This window comes from Gordonia polyisoprenivorans (assembly GCF_017654315.1).
GTDB lineage: Bacteria > Actinomycetota > Actinomycetes > Mycobacteriales > Mycobacteriaceae > Gordonia > Gordonia polyisoprenivorans_A.
The window spans coordinates 2558888-2581647 of sequence record NZ_CP072203.1 but is presented as its reverse complement, the minus strand read 5'-3'; the positions used below and the strand labels follow the sequence as shown (position 1 = coordinate 2581647).

Sequence of the window (22760 nt, the reverse complement as noted above, 5' to 3'; positions counted from 1 at the left end):
CCAAGGGTACGTGTTGGACCACTCGCCGCGAGATGGCAGAGTGAACCCATGGTTCGTGCTCCTTATCCGGCCCGTATCGCCGCAGGTCTCGTCGTCACGGCCGTCGAAGAGACGCGTAAGTTGCCGACTCTGCTGTTCACCCTTCCGGTGACCGCGGTCAGCGAGACGCTGCAGTTGGCGATGCGCGCCCAGCAGGGCATCGCCGAGTTGGCCATCAAGGGCGACACCGCTCTGGAGATGATCTTCGACCGCCCCAGCGAGGAGCCCGCGTGGGCGCGCTTCGACGAGGACGACACCGAGGTCGCCGATACCGTCGTGCCGATCGAGTCCGGGCGGGCAACCCTCGCCGACACCCCGGATGACGAGCACGACGCCGCCTCGGACGACCACACCGAGCCCGCGCCCTCCGAGACATCCCCCGCCGAGTCGCCGGCCCCGCGCGCCGACGCCGGGCGATTCGCGCTGTACTCGTCGGCCCCCGAAGAAGTCATCACCTCCTCGACCACCGGCCCCGGCAGTGACACCCCGGCGCCCACCGGTCCGGTGCCCGAGGTCGTCGAGTACACCGAGTACGACAACCTCACCCTGGCCCAGCTGCGCGCCAAGCTGAGGTCGGTCGGTGTCGGCGAACTCTCCGAGTTGCTCGCCTATGAGAAGGCCAACCGCAACCGCGCTCCGTTCATCACCATGATCGACAATCGGATCACCGCGGCCGAGAACAAGCGCTCGCCATCGAAGTGAGCGGTGGCGGTTCGGCGAATTCGGCCGACAACCCGTGGCCGGTGCGCACCGTCAACACCAAGATCGCCGACTGGATTCACCGGCTCGGCCAGATCTGGGTGGAGGGCCAGGTCACCCAGATCAGCCGCCGCCCCGGAACGCGCACATCGTTTCTGAAGCTGCGCGATCCCGCCGCCGACATCTCCATTTCGGTCACGTGCAGCCCCGACCTGCTCGCCCGCTCCGAGGTGCCGATCACCGACGGGGCCCACGTCGTGATGCTCGGTCGCCCCAGCTACTACACCGGCCGCGGCACGATCTCGTTGCGCGTCAGCGATATTCGACCCATCGGCGTGGGTCAGCTGCTGTTGCGCATCGAGCGGCTGCGGCAGTTGCTGGCCGCCGAGGGACTCTTCGACGCACGTCTCAAACGTCCGATCCCGTTCCTGCCGCGCACCATCGGCCTCATCTCCGGCCGCGCCAGTGCCGCGCAACGCGACGTGGTGTCGGTGGCCTCGGCGCGGTGGTCCGCGGTGCGATTCGATGTCCGTGATGCACCGGTGCAGGGCCCGACGGCGGTGCCGCGGATCATCGGCCACCTTCGCGAGCTCGACGCGCACGCCGACATCGACGTCATCATCATCGCCCGCGGCGGTGGCAGCGTCGAGGACCTGTTGCCGTTCTCCGACGAGGCGCTGTTGCGGGCGGTCGCCGCGTGCTCGACACCGGTGATCAGCGCGATCGGCCACGAACCCGACAATCCGCTCCTGGACTTCGTCGCCGACATCCGCGCCGCCACCCCCACCGATGCGGCCAAACGCGTGGTCCCCGACGTGGAGGCCGAACTCGCCGGGATCGCCGCCCTGCGCCGTCGCAGCGCGCATGCCCTACGCAACTGGGTGCATCGCGAGGACCGGGTGATCGCCGGCCTTCGTGCCCGCCCGGTGCTCGCCGATCCGTTCACGGTGCTCGACCGACACAACGAACGCGTCGACCGGCTTCGAGCGGACCTGCGTCGCACCCTCGTCGGCCGCCTCGACACCGAGGACCGCCGTACCGAACATCTCGCGGCCCGGCTCGCGACGTTGGGACCGGCTCAGACGCTGGCCCGCGGGTACGCCGTCGTGCAGCGCGTCGACACCGACCCGCCGCACGTGCTCGACTCCGTGGACGGTCTGCCGACGTCGGCGCGGCTACGAATCCGGTTGGGCGACGGGTCGATTCACGCCGACGTCACCTCGATCGAGCCCGCCGCGCACTCCCCTCACGACCACGACGCCCCTCACCACCACGACGACACCGACGACCATGCACAGGAGGAACAGTGAGTCCCCAACGGGCAGCAAAGAAGTCGGCTTCACAGAAGGCCGACACCTCCGACGACGAACGTACCCCGGTCGGCGAACTCGGATACGAACAAGCCCGCGACGAACTCGCCGAGGTGGTCGCGACCCTCGAGCGCGGAGGCCTCGACCTCGACGCGTCGCTCGCGCTGTGGGAACGCGGCGAGGCGCTCGCCGATCGCTGCGAGGCCCACCTCGCCGGCGCACGCGAACGCATCGAGGCGGTGCTCAACGACGGTGAGGACCTCGATCACGAGGACGACACGGAGGATGACGACGAGTTCGACGACTGAGCGTGAAGTCAGAAGAGGACGAGGAGCACAGTGGCCGAAACGACGATGATCTCCGAGTGCACCAGTCCTACCGACGTGGCCATGCTGCGATGGGCCTGGGCGCGGGAAACCGCGCCGGAGATACCGGAGTGGTCGGCCGATGCCGAGTTCGTCACGGAGGTTGAGCGCTGGATGACTGCCTCGCACCGGTCGGTGTGGACCGCCGTTATGGAGGTCGTGGCAGCGGATCGCACAACGTCGGCCGCGGTGGGCATGGTCTGTCTGACCGAATACACGCGCATGCCCAGTCCCAGGTCTGTCGCCGCGGGATCGTGGGGATATCTCGGGCATCTCTACGTCGCTGCCGAACATCGAGGCCGCGGCATCGGCCACGACCTCATCGAAGCGGTACTCGGATTCGCCGACGCGCGAGGCTACACCAAGGTCGTTCTGTCCCCGACTTCGAAATCCGTTCCGCTATACGCACGTTGTGGATTCAGCACTGACAACGATCTGATGGTTCGCCATAGCTGACGCGGTACGCGTCAACCCCTACCCGGCAGCGGCTGCTGCTCGATCACCGATTCGGCCATCGTGGCCATCCCGCTGTCGGAGCCGGTGGACATGACCGCGATTCGTACCGAACCGAGGTCGGTGATCCAGAATTTGTTGCCGTCGTGGGTGCTGTAGGTCACCCAGCGCTGCCCACCGATCTCGCGGGTGCCGGTCCCCGAGGCCACGGTCGAACCATCGGCGAGATGGTCGACGAGTTCGTCCTCGGACGCGTCGGTCTGGGTCAGCTGCACGTAGCTACCGCTGTTGGTGATCCAGCCGACGTTGCTGACCACATGCCCGGCCACGTTCTCGCGGCTGCCCGAACTCGGTTTCCAGCCGGCGGGGTCCGGCGGCTTGCGGATCGGGAAGGGCAGCGTCTGCGAGTCCGAGAGCAGTGCGCCCTGTACGTCGAACGGGCTGCGCCGGTCGTCGGAGGCACTTCCGGTGAGCCCCACCGAGCAGTTCCCCGAGGCGATCGCGACGAGCGCGCAGATCGCCAACAGCGGAATGATCGACCAGATCATGTCCTTGCCGTTGACGAGATGGCGCGGTTTCTGGGCCATGGGGCTCAGTATTCCAGCCGACACACGCCGTTCGGCAAATCGCCCATCCGCCGTTTACCGGCTGAACGCAACCGCCCGGATGGGTCACGCCGGGCGGTGACCAGCGCATCGGGGTGACATGCGAGGATGGAGGCCAGTTGCACCGCCGCACGCCGAGGAGTCCAAGACATGACCGAAGCCACCCCCCAGGCCCCTGACCGCAACCTCGCGATGGAGTTGGTGCGAGTCACCGAGGCCGCCGCGTTGGCCGCCGGACGCTGGGTGGGGCGTGGCGACAAGAAGGGTGGCGACGGTGCCGCCGTCGACGCGATGCGTGAGCTGCTCTCGACGGTATCGATGCGCGGCGTCGTGGTGATCGGTGAGGGCGAGAAGGACGAAGCCCCGATGCTGTTCAACGGCGAAGAGGTCGGCGACGGCAGCGGACCCGACTGTGACGTCGCGGTCGATCCCATCGACGGGACCACCCTGATGGCCGAGGGCCGCCCGAACTCGATCGCGGTGATCGCGGTGTCCGAGCGCGGCACCATGTACGACCCGTCGGCGGTGTTCTACATGGACAAGATCGCCGTGGGCCCGGAGGCCAAGGGCGCCATCAACATCGACGAGTCGGTGGAGTGGAACATCAACTCGGTCGCCAAGGCCAAGGGCATCGACGTCGCCGACCTGACGGTCGTCGTCCTCGACCGGCCTCGCCACGCCGATCTGATCGGCGAGATCCGGCAGGCCGGCGCCAAGATCCGCCTCATCTCCGACGGCGACGTCGCGGGGTCGATCGCGGCTGCGGGCGACTACAGCACCGTCGACATGCTGATGGGTGTCGGCGGTACCCCCGAGGGCATCATCACCGCTGTCGCGATGAAGTGCATGGGTGGCGAGATCCAGGGCAAGCTCTGGCCGCGCAACGAGGAAGAGCGCAAGAAGGCACTCGACGCCGGCCACGATCTCGACCGTGTGCTCGGCACCAACGACCTGGTCAGCGGTGAGAACTCGTTCTTCTGCGCAACTGGGGTCACCAACGGCGACATGCTGCGCGGCGTCACCTACCGACCCGGCGGCGCCACCACACGTTCGCTGGTCATGCGCTCCAAGTCGGGCACCATTCGCCGGATCGAGGCCGTCCACAAGACGGCCAAGCTCCGCGAGTACGCGCGCCTGAGCATCTGAGCGCACCGGCTCGAGTTCAGGCCGGTGCGCCACTACCCCTGTGGCTCAACCGTTTCCGAGTGGCCGAGGATCGAAGGTGACCCGGATGCGGGTGATCAGGCCGTCCTCGACGTGGCTCCAGTTGGCGGTCGGCAACGTGGCGCCGTCCTTGGTCATCAGGTCGAACCAGGTGATGACGTCGTCGCCGTCGGCCACTCGGGCGTGCAGGACAAGGTCATCCATGATCGATTCGGCCATGCCCTGCAGTCCGGCGAGGCAGGCGTCGGCGCCGTCGGCGACCCCCATGACGCCGACGAAGCTCACGTCGGGGGCGAGCACCGACCGCAGCCGATCGAAATCTCTTGTGCGCCAAGCATCGAAGTAGGTCTCGGCGACGGTACGGCTGGTCTCGGTGGTGGAGATCATCTCAGTCATGACTCCATGGTGGAGTCCGAGAGCCCATCCGTCCAACAGATCTTTCGGATAGCATCTATCATTTTCAGCAATGGAACTGCACCAGCTGCGATACGTGACCGCTGTCGTCGACGCCGGCACGTTCACCGCCGGCGCGCAGACCGTGCGTGTCAGCCAGTCTGGGGTGTCCACCCAGATCGCGAAGCTCGAACGCGAACTGGGCGTGACACTCTTCGATCGCACATCGCGGCGGGTGTCGCTCACCGCGGAGGGCCGCACGCTGCTTCCGGTGATCCGCCAGGCCCTGAGCGGCATCGACGCCGTCACCGACACGGCCAACGCGATCCGCGGTGTGATGACCGGATCGCTGCGTGTCGGAGCCGTCACCGGACTGACCTGGGATCCGCTCGTCGACGCCCTGGCGGTGATGCACGACAGTCACCCGGGGATCGACGTCCGGCTGATCGAGGGTCTCTCCGACGACCTGATACGCGCGGTGCGTGACGGCGGGCTCGACGTCGCCGTCGCCGGATGGGCGGGCGAGGCCCCGGCCGACCTGCTCACCCGCGTCATCGTCGAGGACGCATTGTGCGCGGTCCTCGCCCCCGATCATCCGTGGGCGTCGTCGACGACCCTGGACACCGCGCACCTGTTGACCGCCGATCTGATCTCCTTGCCGGTCGGTACCGGGGCACGCGCCGCACTCGATGCCGCAGCTGCTCGTATCGGGATGACCGCAACCCCACGCTGGGAGGTGACCACGCCCGCCCAGGTGAGCCTGCTGGCCCGGCGCGGCATCGGCGTCGGCGCACTCAGCGAGAACACCGCGGCCGGCTTCGACGGCATCGTGGCGGTGCCCCTGGCCGACGCAGCAGCCCGCTCGAGTCTCGGGGTCGTCTCGCGTCGCGATCCGTCGGCGGCCGCGCAGGCATTCCGCTCCCTACTCGGGCTCTGAGGTGCCACGCTAGGATTTCCGCGTGAGCAAACCAGCCCTTGCTCCGGAGTTCCGCTATGCCGATTTGCTGCCCTCCGGCGCCGATGACACCCCGTATCGACTGATCACCACCGAGGGGGTCTCGACCTTCACCGCCGATGGTCAGACCTTCCTCAAAGTCGCCCCCGAGGCCTTGCAGCGGCTGACCGCCGAGGCGATGCACGACATCAGCCACTATCTGCGGCCCGCGCACCTCGCGCAGTTGCGCAAGATCATCGACGATCCGGAGGCCTCGGGCAACGACCGCTTCGTCGCACTCGACCTGCTCAAGAACGTCAACATCTCCGCCGGCGGCGTGCTGCCGATGTGCCAGGACACCGGTACCGCGATCATCATGGGCAAGAAGTCCGAGGGGGTGCTCACCGGGGTCACCGACGGTGAGTGGATCTCACGCGGTGTCTACGACGCCTACACCAAGCTCAATCTGCGGTATTCGCAGCTGGCGCCCCTGACCACCTACGACGAGAAGAACACGGGCACCAATCTGCCTGCGCAGGTGGAGATCTACTCCACCGAGCAGGGACCGAGGGGGCCCGAATACAAGTTCTTGTTCATGGCCAAGGGTGGCGGTAGCGCCAACAAGTCGTTCCTGTTCCAGGAGACCAAGGCCATCCTGAATCCCAAGCGACTGCTGGAGTTCCTGGACGAGAAGATCCGCTCGCTCGGCACCGCAGCCTGCCCGCCGTATCACCTCGCGGTGGTCATCGGCGGAACCTCCGCCGAGTTCGCGTTGAAAACGGCGAAATACGCCTCGGCGCACTACCTCGACACCCTGCCCACCGAGGGATCGATGGCCGCCCACGGCTTCCGGGACGTGGAATTGGAGGAGGAGGTGTTCACGCTCACCCAATCCTTCGGCATCGGAGCACAATTCGGCGGCAAGTACTTCTGCCACGACGTCCGCGTCGTCCGGCTGCCGCGCCACGGCGCGTCCTGTCCGGTCGCGATCGCGGTGTCGTGTTCGGCCGACCGCCAGGCACTGGGCAAGATCACCGCCGACGGTGTGTTCCTCGAGCAGCTCGAAACCGATCCCGCGCAGTACATGCCGGATGCCGGCGTCGCCGAGGACATCGAGGGTGGCGCTGTCGTCGACATCGATCTGAACCGCCCGATGAGCGAGATCCTGGCGGAGCTGTCCAACTATCCTGTCAAGACCCGGCTTTCGCTCACCGGCCCGCTCGTCGTCGCCCGTGACATCGCGCATGCCAAGATCGCCGAGCGCCTCGACGCGGGCGAACCCATGCCTCAGTACCTGCGCGATCACCCCGTCTACTACGCCGGACCGGCGAAGACCCCGGAGGGTATGGCCTCGGGCTCGTTCGGACCGACCACGGCCGGCCGCATGGACTCCTACGTCGAGAAATTCCAGGCGGCAGGCGGCTCGATGGTGATGCTGGCCAAAGGCAACCGCTCCAAGCAGGTCACCAATGCCTGTGCGGCACACGGTGGTTTCTATCTCGGCTCGATCGGCGGACCAGCCGCACGGCTGGCGCTCGATTGCATCAGGAGTCAGGAGGTCATCGAGTATCCCGAGCTCGGTATGGAAGCCGTCTGGAAGATCGAGGTCGAGAACTTCCCGGCGTTCATCGTCGTCGACGACAAGGGCAACGACTTCTTCACCGATCCGGGTGGCGCGGTGACCGTCCCGCTGGGTGGGGTGCGCATCCGCTCGAAAGAGCGCTGAGCGGGCTCACGCCGTAGATCGATGCCACCACCTGTGACACCGATCTACGGCACAGAGCTGTCGACGGGCCTGCCCGCCGGGCTCCGACGGCCACGAGTAGCGTGAATTGAGGTAGTCCTAACTCGCCGTCGACCATCGGAGGACGCAGCACCATGACCGAGCAGCAGTACCGCATCGAGCACGACACCATGGGCGAGGTGAAAGTCCCCGTCGACGCGCTGTGGCGGGCCCAGACCCAGCGCGCCGTCGAGAACTTCCCGATCAGCCACCGCCCACTCGAGCGCACCCAGATCCGGGCGATGGGACTGCTCAAGGCGGCGTGCGCGCAGGTCAACAAGGATCTCGGGCTACTCGATGCGGTGAAGGCCGACGCCATCATCGCCGCGGCCAAGGAAATCGCCGACGGCCGCCACGACGACCAGTTCCCCATCGACGTGTTCCAGACCGGCTCGGGCACCAGCTCCAACATGAACACCAACGAGGTCATCGCCTCGATCGCCAAGGCGGCCGGCGTCGAGGTCCATCCCAACGACCACGTCAACATGTCGCAGTCGTCCAACGACACCTTCCCGACCGCCACCCACGTCGCGGCCACCGAGGCCGCCGTCAGCGATCTGATCCCGGCGCTCGATCATCTCCGGTTGGCATTGTTGGAGAAGTCGAACGAGTGGCGTGAGGTCGTCAAGAGCGGTCGCACCCACCTGATGGATGCGGTACCGGTGACCCTGGGCCAGGAGTTCGGCGGTTATGCCCGCCAGGTCGAGGCCGGTATCGAGCGCATCACCTCGACACTCCCCCGGGTCGGCGAACTGCCGATCGGCGGGACGGCCGTCGGCACCGGACTCAATGCGCCGGCCGGCTTCGGCACCAAGGTCGTCGCCGAACTGCGCAAGCTCACCGACGTCGACGCCCTCTCGCTCGCCAAGGACAACTTCGAGGCGCAGGCCGCCCGGGACGGGCTGGTCGAACTGTCGGGTCAGCTGAAGACGGTCGCGGTGTCGCTGACCAAGATCGCCAACGACGTCCGCTGGATGGGGTCGGGCCCGCTCACCGGCCTCGGCGAAATCCAGCTGCCCGACCTGCAGCCCGGCAGCTCGATCATGCCCGGCAAGGTCAATCCCGTTCTGCCCGAGGCGGTCACCCAGGTCGCCGCGCAGGTCGTCGGCAACGACGCCGCGGTCACCTGGGGTGGCGGCAACGGCGCCTTCGAGCTGAACGTGTACATCCCGATGATGGCGCGCAACGTGCTGGAGTCGCTGAAGTTGCTGGCCAACGTGTCCCGACTGTTCGCCGACCGCTGCATCTCCGGCCTCGTCGCCCACGAGGAGCGTCTCAAGACGCTTGCCGAGAGTTCTCCGTCGATCGTCACCCCGCTCAACTCGGCGATCGGATACGAGGAGGCGGCGGCGGTCGCCAAACAAGCCCTCAAGGAGGGCAAGACGATTCGGCAGACCGTCATCGATCGCGGCCTCATCGGCGACAAGCTCAGCGAGGCCGAGCTCGACAAGCGGCTCGACGTGCTGAAGATGGCGAATCTCGACCGCGAACGCTGATCGGCGAATCCCGACCCGCCACGAAGATCCCGGACGCTGCACCCCGACCACCGACACGGCTACGCCGCCGATCCCACACGGATCGACGGCGTCGCCTCGTCACCTCACGGATATGGTTGTCAGCCACCGACTCCCAGCATGGACGGCAGGATGCCGACCAGTTGGTTGAGCAACTGGGTCAGGGCATTGTCGTCGAGGAGTCCACTCGTGGCACCCGGCGTGGTCGTCGTGGTGCCCGACTGTGGGGCGCCCGACTGGGGCGTTGATTGCGGTGTGGTCGACTGCGGTGTCGTCAGCGCCGGCGCACTACCCGTCGGCGCAGCCTGATTGACGCCGATGGTGATCTTCGGGCTCTTGGCCGGATCGAGCCAGGTCAAGATGTTGCGCAGCACATCCTTGTCGATCGCCACACAACCCATCGTCGGCTCGCCGGTGCTGGCATGCAGGAAGATCGCCGACGCCTTGCCGGGGATGCGCTGCGGATTGGACGCGATGTTCACCGCGTAGTCGTAAGCAGGTCCGGCGTCGTAGAGGTTCTCACTGTCCCCGCCGGGGCTCTGCGCCTGGTGCACGTGCGTGTTGTAGGTGGGCGACTTCATGTCGGAGTCCCACCAATCCTGCTGTGTCACCTGGAAGTACGGCATCTTGGTGCCGGGATTGGCCAGCCGCCCGAAGGCCTGGTCGAGGGCGAAGGTGCCCTGCGGGGTGCGGTAGACGTTGTCGGCGGGCTCACCCATACCCACTTCGCCGAGGAATGCCTGGGTCGGCCCGAACACCGGCTTCCAGCTACCACTGGTGGAGTCGCGTTCGAACGCCGTGAGCGTCGCCTTCTGGTCGCTGGCCTTGGGCGCGGTCACCACGATCAGCTGACTCGTCTGACTCGACTGCGTCCCACCGCCGGACGAGCCGGCCCCCGAGAGTGTGTCGAGGACCTTGTCGAGTTCGGGGATACCGGTCTGCGGGATGCTGATGCCGCCGGGCAGCGTCGCACCTGGAGTGGCCGGTGTGGTCGGGGTCGTCGGCGTGGTGGATGGGGCGGCAGTCGCGATGCCGGCACCACCGGCGAAAGCGGCCAGCACCGCAATCACCATCAGTCCCAACAACCTCATTCGCCTCATCAGTAACTTCTGCACCACACCAGTCTGGCAAAAGGCAAGAGGCGATGAGTCTCGCGATGGTCACGGTGCGGCATGGATCCGATCACCACCCCCTCCTTGAATCTGAACTCACCCTCAACTAGGGTCCATGCAGTGATGCAGACCACAGCGCATCACCGGATTTCGCTCGCATCGAAGGGAAGCGCATGTCCACCGTCACCACCGTCACCGGTCCGATCTCCTCGGACGAACTCGGTCGCACCCTGATCCACGAACACGTCTTCGTCGTCGGCGAGGAATATCGGATCAATTATCAGGACGATTGGGACGAAGAGCGCAAGATCGCCGAGGCCGTCCGCGACCTCAACGAACTCAAGTCCCTGGGCATCGACACCATCTTCGACCCGACGGTCCTCGGTCTCGGTCGGTACATCCCCCGCATCCAGAAGATCGCCGAGCAGGTCGACCTCAACATCGTCGTGGCGACCGGGCTCTACACCTACAACGAGATCCCTTTCCAGTTCCACTACACCGGCCCGGGCCTGCTTTTCGACGTCGACGAACCGCTCGTCACCTATTTCGTGCGCGACCTCACCGAGGGCATCGCCGACACCGGCGTCCGGGCGGCGTTCCTGAAGTGCGCCATCGAGGAACAGGGACTGACACCGGGCGTCGAGCGGGTGATGCGCGCGGTCGGACAGGCCAGTGTCGCCACCGGCGCGCCCATCACCGTGCACACCAATCCGCACACCGAATCCGGGCTCGTCGCCCAGCGTGTGCTCGCCGAGGAGGGTGCCGATCTGAGCAAGGTCGTCATCGGACACTCCGGAGACAGCACCGACCTCGACTACCTGATGAAGATCGCCGACGCCGGGTCGATCCTCGGCATGGATCGGTTCGGGCTCGACGTCTTGTTGCCCTTCGACGATCGCATCAACACCATCGTCGAACTGTGCAAACGCGGATACGCCGACCGCATCGGGCTCGCCCACGACGCCGCATGCTTCATCGACTGGTTCGATCCCGAGGCCAAGAAGCAGGCGGTGCCCAAGTGGAATTACCGCCATATCAGCGAAGACGTCCTGCCGACCCTGCGCGAACGCGGAGTCACCGACGAGCAGATCACCACGATGCTCGTCGAGGTCCCCCGCCGCTACTTCGAGTGAGAGCCTCCTCATGAACACTGCTGTCACAGCCAATCCCGTTGCCGCCCTGTGGAACAATGCCGAGCACCACCCCGATCGCGTCGCGGTGCGCAGCGGGTCGCGTGCGCTGACCTACGCCGACCTCCGGGCCCGCATCGCCCGGGCCGCGGCCCGGTTCGCCGCCGCCGGGGTGGCCCCCGGAGATCGAGTCCTGCTCATCGCGCCGACCATCCCCGAGTTCCCGATCGTCTACTACGGACTGCACACCCTCGGCGCCACCGTCATCACCATGAACGTGATGTCGACGGTTCCCGAGATCGATTACGTCGTCGACGATTCGGGCACGATGATGATCGTCGCCTGGCAGGACTGTGCGACCAATGCCCGTGCGGTCGCCGAGTTGCGCGGGCTGCCCTTCACCGAGATCGGGCCCTTCGAGGACGACTCCCCCGAGATCGACGGTGTGACAACGTATATCGAGCGTGACGAGCACCAGACGGCGGTGATCCTCTACACCTCCGGTACCACCGGCAAACCCAAGGGCGCACAGCTGAGCATCGCGAACGTCAACGCCGCGCCACAGGCGTTCCGCGACGCATTGCGCCTGCACGACACCGAGCGCTGGGCCACCGCGCTACCTCTGTTCCACTGTTTCGGTCAGGTGGTCGTCATGCACGGCGCACTCACCTGGGCGGGCACGTTGTCGCTGATGAGCCCCTTCACGCCGACCGAGTTCATGGATCGCCTGCGCGACGAGCACATCACGATCGCGTGCGGGGTGCCCACCATGTGGAACGCCATGCTGCAGGTCACCGGTGGTTACACCCCGAGCGATTTCGCCGACCTGCGCCTGGCCTGCTCGGGCGGCGCCTCCCTTCCCGGTGAAGTGATCCGCGTCTTCGAGGAGCGGTTCGGCTGCTCCATCCTCGAGGGCTACGGCCTCACCGAGACCGCGGGCACCGCCACCTTCCGCAATCTCGACGGGCCGCCCAAGGTGGGGACCGTGGGGACGGCTCTGCCCGGATTCCGGATCGAGATCCGCGACCCCGACGGCACCGTCCTGCCCGCCGACGAGGTCGGTGAGATCTTCATCAATGGTCCGACGGTGATGACCGGCTACTGGAATCGACCCGACGCCACCGCGGCCGAACTCGTCGACGGATGGTTGCGCACAGGCGATCTGGGCTCGATGGACGCCGACGGCGACGTCCGCATCGTCGATCGCGCCAAGGACCTCATCATCCGTGGCGGCTACAACGTGTATCCCCGTGAGGTCGAGGAGGTCCTCTACACCCACCCCGGCATCGTCGAGGTTGCCGTCATCGGAATACCCGATGACCATTACGGCGAGGAGATCGTCGCCGTCGTCGCGGTGCGCCCGGGTGCCACGATCGAGCAGGACACGTTGCGCGAGTGGGCAAAAGAACGCCTGTCGGCCTACAAGGTGCCGCGCATCGTGCACGTCGTCGACGAACTGCCCAAGGGGGCAACCGGAAAGATCCTCAAGCGGGCCATCGACCGCGCACCGCTGATCTCGGTTCCGCACTGACCACACCGACCGCCGGCTATGTCGTCAGTCATAGCGGGGGTTGTGCGCGGCGTTGACCACAGAGCCCTGGCTGCCGAACCTTACCCCCGAGTAATGTTCGAGCGGCCTCGCGAGCACGCGAGGCGGAAGGGTCGGGTCCTCACACATGCCACCGCTGAGTCGGATTGCGCGACTTCAGATCACCGCGATCCTCGTCCTCGGGCTGGTGGTCAGCGTGGTCGCGGGGATCTGGCTGGTCCACGTGAACCGCGTCGTCGGCGTCGGGGTGTACACGGTGACCGCACACCTCCCCGATTCCGGGGGCATCTTCACCAATGCTGAGGTCACCTACCTCGGCATACCCGTCGGCCGCGTCGGGCCCCTGCGTCTCACGCACGACGGCGTCGACGTCGAACTCCAGTTGGACTCGGACGCGCCGAAGGTCCCGGCGTCGGCAATGGCGGTCGTCGCCAACCGATCCGCGATCGGCGAACAATTCATCGACCTCCAGCCGACCCGCGGCGATGACGATGCGCACCTCCACGACGGGTCGACGATCACGAGGTCCTCGGTGCCACCGCCTCTCGATGAGGTGGTGGCCTCCACCGTGCGACTCGCACAATCGATACCGCTCGACGACCTACACACCGTGATCACCGAACTCGGGAAAGCGCTGAACGGACAGGGCGACAACCTGTCCCGGCTCGTCGACTCGTTGTCGACGCTGGCCGCCGACGGCGCCGACAATCTGCCCGCGACCATCGGACTGATCCGCGACGCGAATTCGGTACTGGCCACCCAGGCCGACCAGTCCGATGCCATTCTCACCTGGTCGCACGGGCTCGACGTGCTCACGGCAACGCTCTCGGCGTCCGATCCGGACCTGCGCCGGCTGCTGACCACCGGGAGCGCCTCGGCCAGCCAGCTCTCGGAACTGTTGCAGCGCAACGGTGGTGACGCCGCAAAGGTCGTCCACGACCTGGCGTCGGTGATGCGCACGATCCGACCTGCCACCTACACCACGTCCCTGACGTTCTCGATGCTGTCCAACCTCTCGGCCGGTGGCCACTCCACCGCCCCCGGCGACGGGCAGATCCATTTCGGTGTCGTGCTCGAGACGAACAACCCACCGGCATGCACTCAGGGATACGAGGGCACCACCCGCATCATCGACGAGATGAAACGCGCAAACCCGGATTTCGACATCCGTTACGACGACTTCCCGTTCAATACCGGCGCCGGATGCGCTGTTCCACAAGGCAATCCGACGGGCGTCCGAAGTGCCGCGCGAACCGTCTACGCCAATCCGAACACGCCGCAGCCATGGGATTCGACACCTAAGAAGGACCCCGACCGCCTCGACCTGACCCCGCTGGCCCGGCAACTGGCCGCGCTCATGGGCGTCCGACCGGTCTGAGTGCGATCACCGTCGAGACGGTCGGCGATCACCACTCCGTAAACCGATGGCGTTGGCCCACAACCGGGTTGCGGTGAACACCATCTGATCCAGATCGGCATCGTCGCCGAGTGCGAAGGCCTGGTAGGCCATCCGCGAGACCATGCCCGAGAGCGCGCTCGCCGCAGCCAGCGGATCGAGTTCGGGATCGGCAAGGCCGCGGTCCTGGAGATCCTTGATGTGCCTGGCATTTCGGGTCGCGAACACGAGCCCGCGCTGACGCCGCTTCTCGCGGAACTCCGGCATGTTGGCGGTCACCTGCTCGAGAACGAGCCGCAATCCGGCGTTGCGCTTGTACGCCTCGAAGTACGCGCGGTTGGCGGCCTCGAGCACCGCATACGGATCCTCGTGCGGATCGGTCTCGATGTGCGGGAGCCCGGGATGCAGCATGTCCTCGTGGGCGAGCGCGAGGACGGCGTCGAGGACCTCTTCCTTGCTGTCGAAATAGGTGTAGAAGGTTCCCGTCGAACACTTCGCCTCGGCCGTGATGTCGGTCAGTCGTGCGTCGGAGAAGCCGTCGCGCTCGAAGATCCGGCGCGCGGCGGCAATCAGGGCGGAGCGGGTACGCTCGCCGCGCGCGGTCACCGGCGGCGCCTTGTCGCCGTCGGTCACCGCCAGCGGGGGAAGCGGCTGCTCCCCCACCGGCGGTGTCTCCACCGGCGGTGTCTGCAACGGCTGTGTCCCCACCGCGCGCGAATCACGTGCAGTCATGCCGACATCTTCTCACCCATCAGCGTCGTCATCCGAGTCCGGCCGCGTCGGCGACGGCGATGGCCCGCGCGACCAGACCGTCGATCACTTCGTCGGTGGGGACGCCGGCGGCGGCTCGGTTCGCCGGGTTGTCCCGCGCACGACGGAGCACACCCTCGGCGATGATCGCGACCTTCCACAGTCCGAGTGCGTGCCAGAACCGCAGCGCCGTCGCGTCACGGCCGGTGCGGTCGAGGTACATCGCGGCCAAGTCGTCGCGGCTCGGGAACCCCTCGAGCAGTTCCACCGGTGCAGCACTGAGCGGCGGTTCACCGGCTGCCGGCCAGTACGCCAGGGTGCTGCCGATGTCGGCGAGTGGATCACCCAGGGTCGACAACTCCCAGTCCAGTGCCGCTCGTACCGTTCCGCTGTCCGGATCGATCATGACGTTGCGAATGTGGAAGTCCCCGTGGACCAGTCGTGTCTCCCGTTGTTCGGGTGCACTCGCCGACAGTCGGCGGGTCAACTCGTCCAGCGCCGGGATCTCGCGGGTCTTCGACTTCTCCCACTGCGCGCTCCACCTCTTGAGTTGGCGTGCCGCGTAGGGCTTGTGGCTCGCCAGGTCGGCCAGGCCGACCTGCTCGATGTCCACGTCGTGGATACGGGCGAGGGTGTCGATCATCGACTCCCCCACCGCCCGCCGTATCGCGGGTGAGAGCGCCTGCGCCGCCGGCAGCCGATCCAGGACGACACCGTCCACGAACTCCATCACCACCAGCGGAACAGGACTCACCGACTCGTCGGTGCACGCACCGAGGACGGCCGGAACGGCCACGTCGGTCGGGGCCAGCGCTGAGAGGATGCGCGCCTCGCGCACCACGTCATGCGCCGACGCCAGCAGGGTGCCGACCGGCGGACGACGCAGCACCCATCGGCCGCCGGAGTCGTCGGTGAGGAGATAGGTGAGATTCGACTGGCCGACTCCGACGCGCGTACACCGCACCGTGCCGGCCCACTCGATACCCGCTCCGCGCAGCCAGCCGAGCAGGGCGACGGGATCGACCTCGGCGATCGCCGTCAGGCCCGCCCCGGCCACGTCGGTCTCACTCATCGCCCACTCCCCACTTGATCACCGAACCCTCCTGCGCTGCAACGACTTCCCGATTCGATCAGTACCGGGCCGAGAGCGCGTCGTCGGACACGCCGGCCACCGTCTCCGGCACCGTGGCGGCTTCCCGGTAGCTGCGCAACTCGCGGCGGGCGATCGCGCGCTTGTGCACCTCGTCGGGACCGTCGGCCAGGCGCAGCGTCCGCAGGTGCGCGTAGGCCATGGCCAGCGGGAAGTCGTCGGTGACACCGGCACCACCGTGGACCTGGATGGCGCGGTCGATGATCTTGAGCGCCATGTTGGGCGCAGCCACCTTGATGGCGGCGATCTCGGTCGCCGCGGCCTTGTTGCCGACGGTGTCCATCATGTACGCGGCCTTGAGGGTCAGCAGCCGCACCATCTCGATGTCGATGCGCGCCTCGGCAATCCAGTCCTGGATGTTGGCGCGATCGGCGAGTGACTGTCCGAAGGTCGAGCGTGCGGCCGCTCGCCGACACATGAGTTCCAGTGCCCGCTCGGCCATCCCGATGGTGCGCATGCAGTGATGGATGCGGCCCGGCCCCAGACGCGCCTGGGCGATCGCGAATCCCTCACCCTCCCCTTTGAGGACATCGGTCGCGGGCACCCGGACGTTCTCGAATACCAACTCGCCGTGGCTCTCCCGGTCGACGTAGCCGAAGACGGGCAGGTTGCGCACGATGGTGAGACCATCGGCGTCGGTGGGCACCACCATCATCGACTGCTGTCGATGGGTCGGAGCGGTCGGATCGGTCTTGCCCATCACGATGAGTACCTTGCAGTCGGGCCGCACCGCGTTGGAGGCGAACCACTTTCGTCCGTTGAGGACGTAGTCGTCACCGTCTCGAACCATCTGCAACTCGATGTTGGTCGCGTCGGAGCTGGCGACTGCGGGCTCGGTCATCGCGAACGCCGAGGCGATCTCACCATCGAGCAGGGGCTTGAGGTAGCGCTGCTTGTGTTCGTCGGTGCCGAAGAGGGTCAGCACCTCGATGTTGCCGGTGTCGGGGGCGTTGCAGTTGAACACCTCCGGCGCCCACCCGACCCGTCCCATGATCTCGGCGAGGTGCGCGTATTCCAGGTTCGACAGACCCGGACCCCATTCGGCGTAGGGGTGGAACAGATTCCACAGTCCTTCGGCCTTCGCCTTGGCCTTGAGTTCGATCAGGATGTCGGGGGTGGCATGTGGATTGGCCGACTCCCGCATCTGTTGGTCGTAGACGGCCTCGTTGGAATAGATGTAGGTATCCATGAAGGCCAGCAGCTTCTGCCGGTATTCCTCGGCCCGCGGTGACGGTTCGAACAGGGTCATGGTTGTCTCCTCGATGAGAGCGGTTGTGGTCTCGACGGATTCGCCGGCGGTGGCGCTTCAGGCGTCCTGCGGCGCGAGCAGCGCGGCCTGATAGCGCCGCATGCCGCGCAGCCACCTGTCGTAGTCGGCACCCTTCTGGCGGTACATCTCGAGCACCTCCGGATGCGGGAGGATCAGGAACCGCTCATCGGCGATCGCGGCCAGTACGAGGTCGGCGACCTCCTCGGGCGTGATCACAGCGCCGGCGGTCTCGACCGCTCGCTGCATCAGGCGCTCGCCGTCGGTGTCCGGCGCATGGTCGGGACGCAGCAGTTTGGTGTCGACGCCCATCGGGCACAGGCAACTGACCCGGATACCGGCGTCGCCGTAGGTGGCACTGAGCCATTCGGCGAACCCGACCGCCGCGTGTTTGGTCACCGAGTAGGTCGCCGACCCCAGTTGGGTGAGCAAGCCGGCCGCCGACGCAGTGCTGATGAAGTATCCGCGACCGCGTTCGCTCCACTCGGGTACGAGCCGACGCGCGGCGCGTATATGCGCCATCAGGTTCACGTCGATGACGGTGTCCCAGGCGTCGTCGGTGGCATCCAGCCCCGCCGCGCCGCCGATCCCGGCGTTGGCGAAATACAGGTCGACCGGTCCGAAATGCTCACCGGCCGCGGTGACCACGTCGTCGATGTGGGCGTTGTCCGAGGCGTCGCCGGACAGCGCAATCGCCTGGCCGCCGGCCTCGACGATCGCCTCTGCGGTGCGCGCGACGGCGTCGGAATCGAGGTCGGTCAACACCACCCGGACGCCGGCGGCGCTGAGCGCGCGGGCGATCGCACCACCGATGCCGCCGCCGGCACCGGTGACCACGGCGACTGTGTTCTGGATCTCCATGACCCGACCGTACTTGAACCCGGTTTCACCTTCAAGGTTCGGGTCGAGTCGTGCCTCAGCCGATCATCTTGGCCATCGAGGTCGCATCCTCCCCGGACCTGCGCAGCACGAGCGCCGACAGCGCCAAAACGACCAGGGTCAGAACCAGCATCAGCGTCGACATCGCGGCCACCTCCGGCCGCAGGGCGATACGCACCGCGGAGAAGATGTACACCGGCCACGGCGTGTAACCCGGCTGCTGGACGAAGGTCGAGATCACGACGTCGTCGAGACTGAACGTGAACGCGAGCATCATCCCGGCGAAGATGCCCGGGGCGGCGGCGGGCAGGATCACGTGGCGCAGCCGCGCGAGCGGCGAGGCGTAGAGATCTGCGGCCGCTTCCTCGAGTGCCGGATCGAGAGCCGACACCCGCGCTCGCACGATGAACGTCACCACGACCATCGACACCACCGCGTGCGAGATGACCAACCGCACGAGACCGTTGTTGAACGGCAACAGATTCCAGTCGACACCGAGCGTCACATACCAGGGCAGGAAGGCCACGGCATCGGCGATGTCGGGCGTCACCAGGGTGACCGTCAGCAGGGCCAGCAACCCCACCGACCACCAGCGCGGGCGCCGCGACATCCCGATGGCGATGCCGGCCAGCGACCCCAGGAGCGTGGCCAGCAGCGCCGACAGCAGGCCCACCTCCAAGGAAATGCGCACACTGTGCAGGATCGTGTCGTCGGTGAGCGCGTCGCGGTAGGCGCCGAACCCGAATCCCTCGAACGACGCGAGTACACGCCCGGTGTTGAACGAGTAGGCGACGATCACCAGGATCGGCAGGAACAGGAAGGCATAGACCACGACCGACCACGCCTTCAGACAGATCGAGTACCAATCCCGCCGGGTGCGCAGCGGCGTCATCACCAGACGCGGCAGCGGGCCGGGATCGGCCGGCTGTCCGTCGGGCAGGGTCACCGAGAACACCTGTCGATCCAGAAGCACCGCAATACCTTTGACGACGAGACCGGCGATCACCACGCACACGAGCACCATCGCCATCAGCGACACGGTCATGGCACTGCCGAGTGCCCAGTTCTGGGCGGTCTCGAACTGCGCGGCGATCATCTGCCCGGCCATCGTGCCCTTGGCACCGCCGAGCACCGACGGTGTCACGTAGTCGCCCATCAACGGTATGAACACCAGAAGCGTGCCCGAGACGATGCCCGGCGAGGCCAGCGGCAGGGTGATCCGGAAGAACGTCGTCCAGCGGTTGGCACCGAGGTCGCGCCCGGCTTCCCGCAGCGACAGACCCGCACGATCCATCGCCACGTACAGGGGAAAGATCATCAGCGGCAGGTAGTTGTAGACCACGCCGACCTGCACCGCGGCGCGGGTGTAGAGGATGCCGAGTTCGCCCAGCCCCATGCTCTGCATCGCACCCGAGAGCCATCCCGACGGGGCCAGGGTGATCTGCCAGCCGATGGTGCGCACCAGGAAGTTGGTGAAGAACGGGATGATGATGAGGGCGAGATAGATCGGGCGTCGTCGCGGATTCGATTTGACCGCAAGCCAATAGGCGAACGGCACACCGACGGCAAGCGCGATCACCACTCCGGTGACGGCGATGGTGAGGGTGTTGTAGAAGGTCGACCGGTAGTCCGCGCCGAAGGCTTCCGAATAGCGACCGAAGCTCAGTTGGTCGGTGGCATAGGTGGTGAACTGGTCGGGTTTGTAGCCGAAGCTGTACCACACCACCAGTGCCACCGGGACGACGAAGAAGAACAGCAGATACGCCCAGGCCGGGAAGGTGAGCCCGCCTGCACCGAACAACCGTTGCCGCCATGGCGGTTTCGGGGTCGGGGTGATCGGTTCTGGGGTGATCGCCGGGGTGTCGACGGTGGTGGTCATCGGGCGCTCCTCGCCTGCATCTGGCCCAGGATCTCGGTGCGCTCCTGGGTGGCCGAGTCGACATTGGCCGACACCAGCCGATCGACCACCTCGTCGGGTGGGAACAACAGGTCGGGGTAGTCGAGGTCGGCGGCCCGGCCCTTCTCCGCCATCCCTTTCACCCCGGTCTGGTAGCCGATGTACTCCATCTCCCGGTACGACACCTCCGGGTCGAGCATGTAGTTGATGAATTCGTGTGCGGCGACCGGATGTTGGGTCCCGCGCACGATCGCGAAGTTGTCAACGAACAGGTTGGCCGTCGGCAACGGGTAGACGAATCCCCACTTGTCGGGGTCGCTCTCGTTCGTCAGTGTCAGACGCGCGTCGCCGTTCCACGCCTGCAGCAAGCTGTAGGCACCCCCCGACACCACCGAGGTGATCGACGAGTTGTACCCCTGCAGCGTCGGCGCGAGTTCGTTGACGAGTAGCGTGCGCGCCGCGGCGAGATCCTTCCCGTCGGTGGTGTTCGGGTCGATGTTCAACGCCCCCATGGCAATCGAGACCACCTCCCAGGGATCCTCGAGGACACTGACCTTGCCCCGGGCCGGGCCCTGTGCCAACTCGATGAAGTCACGCCACGTGGTCGGGGTCGTCGTGGTCAGCGACTTGAGATACATGAATCCGGTGGTGCCCCAGTCCTTGCAGGCGCCGTAGCGCGAGCGCGGATTCCAGGGCGGGTCGAAGAACCGCTCCTCGAGGTTGGCAAGGTTGGGCACGCGCGCATGGTCGAGCGGATCGAGCAGGTCGTGCTCCACCATCTGCGGGATGTATACCCCGGTGGGCACCACCACGTCATACCCCGAGGTTCCGCGGGCCGCAGCGAGTTTGGCGATCATCTCCTCGTTGGAGCCGAAGGAGTCGACTTGAAGCGTGACACCGAAGCGGTTCTCGTAGCCGTCGAGATCGTTGGGGTCCTCGTAGTCTCCCCAGCTGTAGTAGTTCAGCCTGCCCTCGGCGGCGGTGCCCATCGGCGCCGAACTCGCGATCTTGTGACTGCCACCGCACGCCGACACGGTGACCCCGGCCACCGCCACACCGATTCCGGCGAGGAAGCTGCGACGGGTGATGCGCGCGACGGATTGCTTCGGGACCAGTGCGCGTACCGCGTCCGGCGCGGCCGATGGTGCGCGCCCGATCATTTGGCGTACACCAGGGTGTCGGAGCCGGCGAAGGTGCATCGCACACGCTGCCCCTCGTGCAGTGGCGGGAAGTTGCGGGTGGCGCCGCGCACCAGCACCTCGGTACCCGCGTCGGTGGTGACCACCACCTGCGTCAGGTCACCGAGGAACGACACCCCTGCGGCGGTCCCGGACACGACGTTGTCGGCGGCATCGACGTCGGCGTCGCTCTCGGCGAACCAGATCGCCTCGGGGCGTACCGCGACGACCAGGCCACCGGTGGTGTCGACCGGGGTGTCGGCGATGGCGAAACGACCGTCGGTGGTGGCGATGCGTCCGTCCTCGTACTCGCCGGTGACGTCGAAGAAGGTCTGCTTGCCGATGAAGTCGGCGACGAACCGGCTGGTCGGCGCAGCGTAGATGTCCTTGCCGACGCCGACCTGCGCGATGCGTCCCTCGCTCATCACCACGATCCGGTCGCTCATCGACAACGCCTCCTCCTGATCGTGGGTCACGAAGATGAAGGTGGTGCCGAGGTCCTTTTGCAGCAGTTTGAGTTCGATCTGCATCTCCTCGCGCAACTTGCGGTCCAGCGCACTCATCGGCTCGTCGAGCAGCAGCACGTCGGGCCGGTTCGCCAGCGCCCGGGCGAGCGCGACACGCTGCTGCTGGCCGCCGGAGAGCATCGCCGGCTTGCGGTCGGCAAAGCGCGTCATCTGCACCAGCCCGAGCGCGTCGGCGACACGTTGGCCGATCTCCTTCTTGGCCACCTTGCGTTGACGCAGACCGAAACCCACGTTCTGCGCCACGGTCATGTGCGGGAACAGCGCGTAGGACTGGAACACGGTGTTGACCGGGCGACGCTCGGGTGGCACATCCACGATCGAGGCCCCGTCGAGGGTGATGTCACCGGCGGTGGGCCGCTCGAAACCGGCCAGCATGCGCAACAGCGTCGTCTTACCGCACCCGGACGGTCCCAGGAGCGAGACGAACTCACCCGCGGCGATGTCGAGATCGATGTCGGTGACCGCGACGTGGCCGTTGGCATACACCTTGCGGATAGCCCGGAGGGCAACCGCACCGCGGGTGGTCGGCGCGGACTCGGCGATCGGAGCCTGCGAGACAGTGGTCATGGTGGGCCTTTCGTGGCGACCACGCCGGCGGCGGGCGGGTCAGTCAACCTCAGGAGTTACGAATACGTCGGTCATTCGATGAAATCGTCACGGATTCAG

Annotated in this window: 21 protein-coding genes; 11 read left to right on the top strand and 10 right to left on the bottom strand. The window is 66.6% G+C overall.

The window, feature by feature from the left end:
* Positions 1 to 48 precede the first annotated feature (48 nt).
* The 4 genes from J6U32_RS11625 to J6U32_RS11610 are packed head-to-tail and all read left to right on the top strand — an operon-like array spanning position 49 to position 2869.
* Complete coding sequence (locus tag J6U32_RS11625; RefSeq protein ID WP_208795579.1) at positions 49 to 741, top strand: lipid droplet-associated protein; 693 nt, start codon at positions 49 to 51, stop codon at positions 739 to 741.
* Positions 738 to 2048: an exodeoxyribonuclease VII large subunit gene (gene xseA, locus J6U32_RS11620; protein ID WP_208795578.1), complete on the top strand. Its 1311-nt coding sequence runs from the start codon at positions 738 to 740 to the stop codon at positions 2046 to 2048. Before J6U32_RS11625 ends, xseA begins: the two co-directional genes overlap by 4 nt.
* Positions 2045 to 2356 carry an exodeoxyribonuclease VII small subunit gene (locus J6U32_RS11615; protein WP_208795577.1) on the top strand — a complete coding sequence of 104 codons (312 nt, stop codon included), beginning with the start codon at positions 2045 to 2047 and terminating at the stop codon, positions 2354 to 2356. The genes xseA and J6U32_RS11615 overlap by 4 nt, the downstream gene beginning before the upstream one ends.
* 30 nt (positions 2357 to 2386) lie before the next feature.
* Entirely contained in the window at positions 2387 to 2869 is a 483-nt protein-coding gene (locus tag J6U32_RS11610; protein ID WP_208795576.1) for a GNAT family N-acetyltransferase, read from the top strand.
* A gap of 11 nt (positions 2870 to 2880) precedes the next feature.
* Here the strand turns inward: J6U32_RS11610 and J6U32_RS11605 are convergent, their stop codons facing one another.
* A complete protein-coding gene (locus J6U32_RS11605) occupies positions 2881 to 3453 on the bottom strand; it encodes a DUF4245 domain-containing protein (protein WP_208795575.1) in 573 nt (190 codons plus the stop codon).
* Between the two features lie 168 nt (positions 3454 to 3621).
* On the opposite strand from J6U32_RS11605, the gene glpX reads away from it, so the two are divergent.
* The gene (gene glpX, locus J6U32_RS11600; RefSeq protein ID WP_014359458.1) at positions 3622 to 4617 is read left to right on the top strand and encodes a class II fructose-bisphosphatase; all 996 of its coding nucleotides are present in this window, start codon (positions 3622 to 3624) and stop codon (positions 4615 to 4617) included.
* Between the two features lie 45 nt (positions 4618 to 4662).
* On the opposite strand, the gene J6U32_RS11595 is transcribed toward glpX, so the two are convergent.
* Entirely contained in the window at positions 4663 to 5031 is a 369-nt protein-coding gene (locus tag J6U32_RS11595; RefSeq protein WP_208795574.1) for a nuclear transport factor 2 family protein, read from the bottom strand.
* 70 nt (positions 5032 to 5101) lie between these two features.
* Here J6U32_RS11595 and J6U32_RS11590 point away from each other — a divergent pair, with 70 nt between their 5' ends.
* The 3 genes from J6U32_RS11590 (at position 5102) to J6U32_RS11580 (ending at position 9241) form a co-directional block, all read left to right on the top strand.
* Positions 5102 to 5965 (top strand): LysR family transcriptional regulator, encoded by an 864-nt coding sequence (locus J6U32_RS11590; RefSeq protein ID WP_208795573.1) that lies wholly within the window; start codon positions 5102 to 5104, stop codon positions 5963 to 5965.
* Between the two features lie 22 nt (positions 5966 to 5987).
* The gene (locus tag J6U32_RS11585) at positions 5988 to 7688 is read left to right on the top strand and encodes a fumarate hydratase (protein ID WP_208795572.1); all 1701 of its coding nucleotides are present in this window, start codon (positions 5988 to 5990) and stop codon (positions 7686 to 7688) included.
* Between the two features lie 152 nt (positions 7689 to 7840).
* Positions 7841 to 9241 (top strand): class II fumarate hydratase, encoded by a 1401-nt coding sequence (locus J6U32_RS11580; protein ID WP_208795571.1) that lies wholly within the window; start codon positions 7841 to 7843, stop codon positions 9239 to 9241.
* A gap of 119 nt (positions 9242 to 9360) precedes the next feature.
* Here J6U32_RS11580 and J6U32_RS11575 read toward each other — a convergent pair whose 3' ends face one another.
* Positions 9361 to 10350 (bottom strand): L,D-transpeptidase family protein, encoded by a 990-nt coding sequence (locus J6U32_RS11575; RefSeq protein WP_208795570.1) that lies wholly within the window; start codon positions 10348 to 10350, stop codon positions 9361 to 9363.
* A 194-nt stretch (positions 10351 to 10544) separates the two neighbouring features.
* On the opposite strand from J6U32_RS11575, the gene J6U32_RS11570 reads away from it, so the two are divergent.
* The 3 genes from J6U32_RS11570 (at position 10545) to J6U32_RS11560 (ending at position 14428) form a co-directional block, all read left to right on the top strand.
* On the top strand, positions 10545 to 11504 hold the full coding sequence (locus J6U32_RS11570) for a phosphotriesterase family protein (RefSeq protein ID WP_208795569.1): 960 nt from the start codon (positions 10545 to 10547) through the stop codon (positions 11502 to 11504).
* A 10-nt stretch (positions 11505 to 11514) separates the two neighbouring features.
* Complete coding sequence (locus tag J6U32_RS11565) at positions 11515 to 13032, top strand: class I adenylate-forming enzyme family protein (RefSeq protein WP_208795568.1); 1518 nt, start codon at positions 11515 to 11517, stop codon at positions 13030 to 13032.
* Positions 13033 to 13177: 145 nt separating this feature from the next.
* Positions 13178 to 14428, top strand: a complete 1251-nt coding sequence (locus J6U32_RS11560) for an MCE family protein (protein ID WP_208795567.1) — start codon at positions 13178 to 13180, stop codon at positions 14426 to 14428.
* Positions 14429 to 14434: 6 nt separating this feature from the next.
* On the opposite strand, the gene J6U32_RS11555 is transcribed toward J6U32_RS11560, so the two are convergent.
* Genes J6U32_RS11555 through J6U32_RS11525 form a run of 7 tightly spaced genes read right to left on the bottom strand, consistent with a single transcriptional unit; the run spans position 14435 to position 22661 of the window.
* Complete coding sequence (locus tag J6U32_RS11555; RefSeq protein ID WP_244332821.1) at positions 14435 to 15178, bottom strand: TetR/AcrR family transcriptional regulator; 744 nt, start codon at positions 15176 to 15178, stop codon at positions 14435 to 14437.
* A gap of 28 nt (positions 15179 to 15206) precedes the next feature.
* Positions 15207 to 16268, bottom strand: coding sequence for a phosphotransferase family protein (locus J6U32_RS11550; protein WP_208795566.1), 1062 nt, complete (start codon positions 16266 to 16268; stop codon positions 15207 to 15209).
* A 58-nt stretch (positions 16269 to 16326) separates the two neighbouring features.
* Positions 16327 to 17595, bottom strand: coding sequence for an acyl-CoA dehydrogenase family protein (locus tag J6U32_RS11545; protein ID WP_208795565.1), 1269 nt, complete (start codon positions 17593 to 17595; stop codon positions 16327 to 16329).
* Positions 17596 to 17652: 57 nt separating this feature from the next.
* Complete coding sequence (locus J6U32_RS11540) at positions 17653 to 18474, bottom strand: SDR family oxidoreductase (RefSeq protein WP_208795564.1); 822 nt, start codon at positions 18472 to 18474, stop codon at positions 17653 to 17655.
* Between the two features lie 55 nt (positions 18475 to 18529).
* Positions 18530 to 20371 carry an ABC transporter permease subunit gene (locus J6U32_RS11535; RefSeq protein ID WP_208795563.1) on the bottom strand — a complete coding sequence of 614 codons (1842 nt, stop codon included), beginning with the start codon at positions 20369 to 20371 and terminating at the stop codon, positions 18530 to 18532.
* Positions 20368 to 21549, bottom strand: coding sequence for a polyamine ABC transporter substrate-binding protein (locus J6U32_RS11530; RefSeq protein ID WP_208795562.1), 1182 nt, complete (start codon positions 21547 to 21549; stop codon positions 20368 to 20370). Before J6U32_RS11530 ends, J6U32_RS11535 begins: the two co-directional genes overlap by 4 nt.
* Positions 21546 to 22661, bottom strand: coding sequence for an ABC transporter ATP-binding protein (locus tag J6U32_RS11525; protein WP_208795561.1), 1116 nt, complete (start codon positions 22659 to 22661; stop codon positions 21546 to 21548). The genes J6U32_RS11530 and J6U32_RS11525 overlap by 4 nt, the downstream gene beginning before the upstream one ends.
* Between the last annotated feature and the right edge of the window lie 99 nt (positions 22662 to 22760).

Bases quoted from the DNA above. Each gene is read 5' to 3' on its own strand.
- J6U32_RS11590 (WP_208795573.1), top strand. From the start codon at position 5,102: ATGGAACTGCACCAGCTGCGATACGTGACCGCTGTCGTCGACGCCGGC.
- J6U32_RS11545 (WP_208795565.1), bottom strand. From the start codon at position 17,595: ATGACCCTGTTCGAACCGTCACCGCGGGCCGAGGAATACCGGCAGAAG.
- J6U32_RS11565 (WP_208795568.1), top strand. From the start codon at position 11,515: ATGAACACTGCTGTCACAGCCAATCCCGTTGCCGCCCTGTGGAACAAT.
- J6U32_RS11530 (WP_208795562.1), bottom strand. From the start codon at position 21,549: ATGATCGGGCGCGCACCATCGGCCGCGCCGGACGCGGTACGCGCACTG.
- J6U32_RS11580 (WP_208795571.1), top strand. From the start codon at position 7,841: ATGACCGAGCAGCAGTACCGCATCGAGCACGACACCATGGGCGAGGTG.
- J6U32_RS11605 (WP_208795575.1), bottom strand. From the start codon at position 3,453: ATGGCCCAGAAACCGCGCCATCTCGTCAACGGCAAGGACATGATCTGG.
- J6U32_RS11540 (WP_208795564.1), bottom strand. From the start codon at position 18,474: ATGGAGATCCAGAACACAGTCGCCGTGGTCACCGGTGCCGGCGGCGGC.
- J6U32_RS11595 (WP_208795574.1), bottom strand. From the start codon at position 5,031: ATGACTGAGATGATCTCCACCACCGAGACCAGCCGTACCGTCGCCGAG.
- J6U32_RS11525 (WP_208795561.1), bottom strand. From the start codon at position 22,661: ATGACCACTGTCTCGCAGGCTCCGATCGCCGAGTCCGCGCCGACCACC.
- J6U32_RS11570 (WP_208795569.1), top strand. From the start codon at position 10,545: ATGTCCACCGTCACCACCGTCACCGGTCCGATCTCCTCGGACGAACTC.
- J6U32_RS11550 (WP_208795566.1), bottom strand. From the start codon at position 16,268: ATGAGTGAGACCGACGTGGCCGGGGCGGGCCTGACGGCGATCGCCGAG.
- J6U32_RS11575 (WP_208795570.1), bottom strand. From the start codon at position 10,350: ATGAGGTTGTTGGGACTGATGGTGATTGCGGTGCTGGCCGCTTTCGCC.
- J6U32_RS11535 (WP_208795563.1), bottom strand. From the start codon at position 20,371: ATGACCACCACCGTCGACACCCCGGCGATCACCCCAGAACCGATCACC.
- J6U32_RS11555 (WP_244332821.1), bottom strand. From the start codon at position 15,178: ATGACTGCACGTGATTCGCGCGCGGTGGGGACACAGCCGTTGCAGACA.
- J6U32_RS11560 (WP_208795567.1), top strand. From the start codon at position 13,178: ATGCCACCGCTGAGTCGGATTGCGCGACTTCAGATCACCGCGATCCTC.
- J6U32_RS11625 (WP_208795579.1), top strand. From the start codon at position 49: ATGGTTCGTGCTCCTTATCCGGCCCGTATCGCCGCAGGTCTCGTCGTC.
- glpX (WP_014359458.1), top strand. From the start codon at position 3,622: ATGACCGAAGCCACCCCCCAGGCCCCTGACCGCAACCTCGCGATGGAG.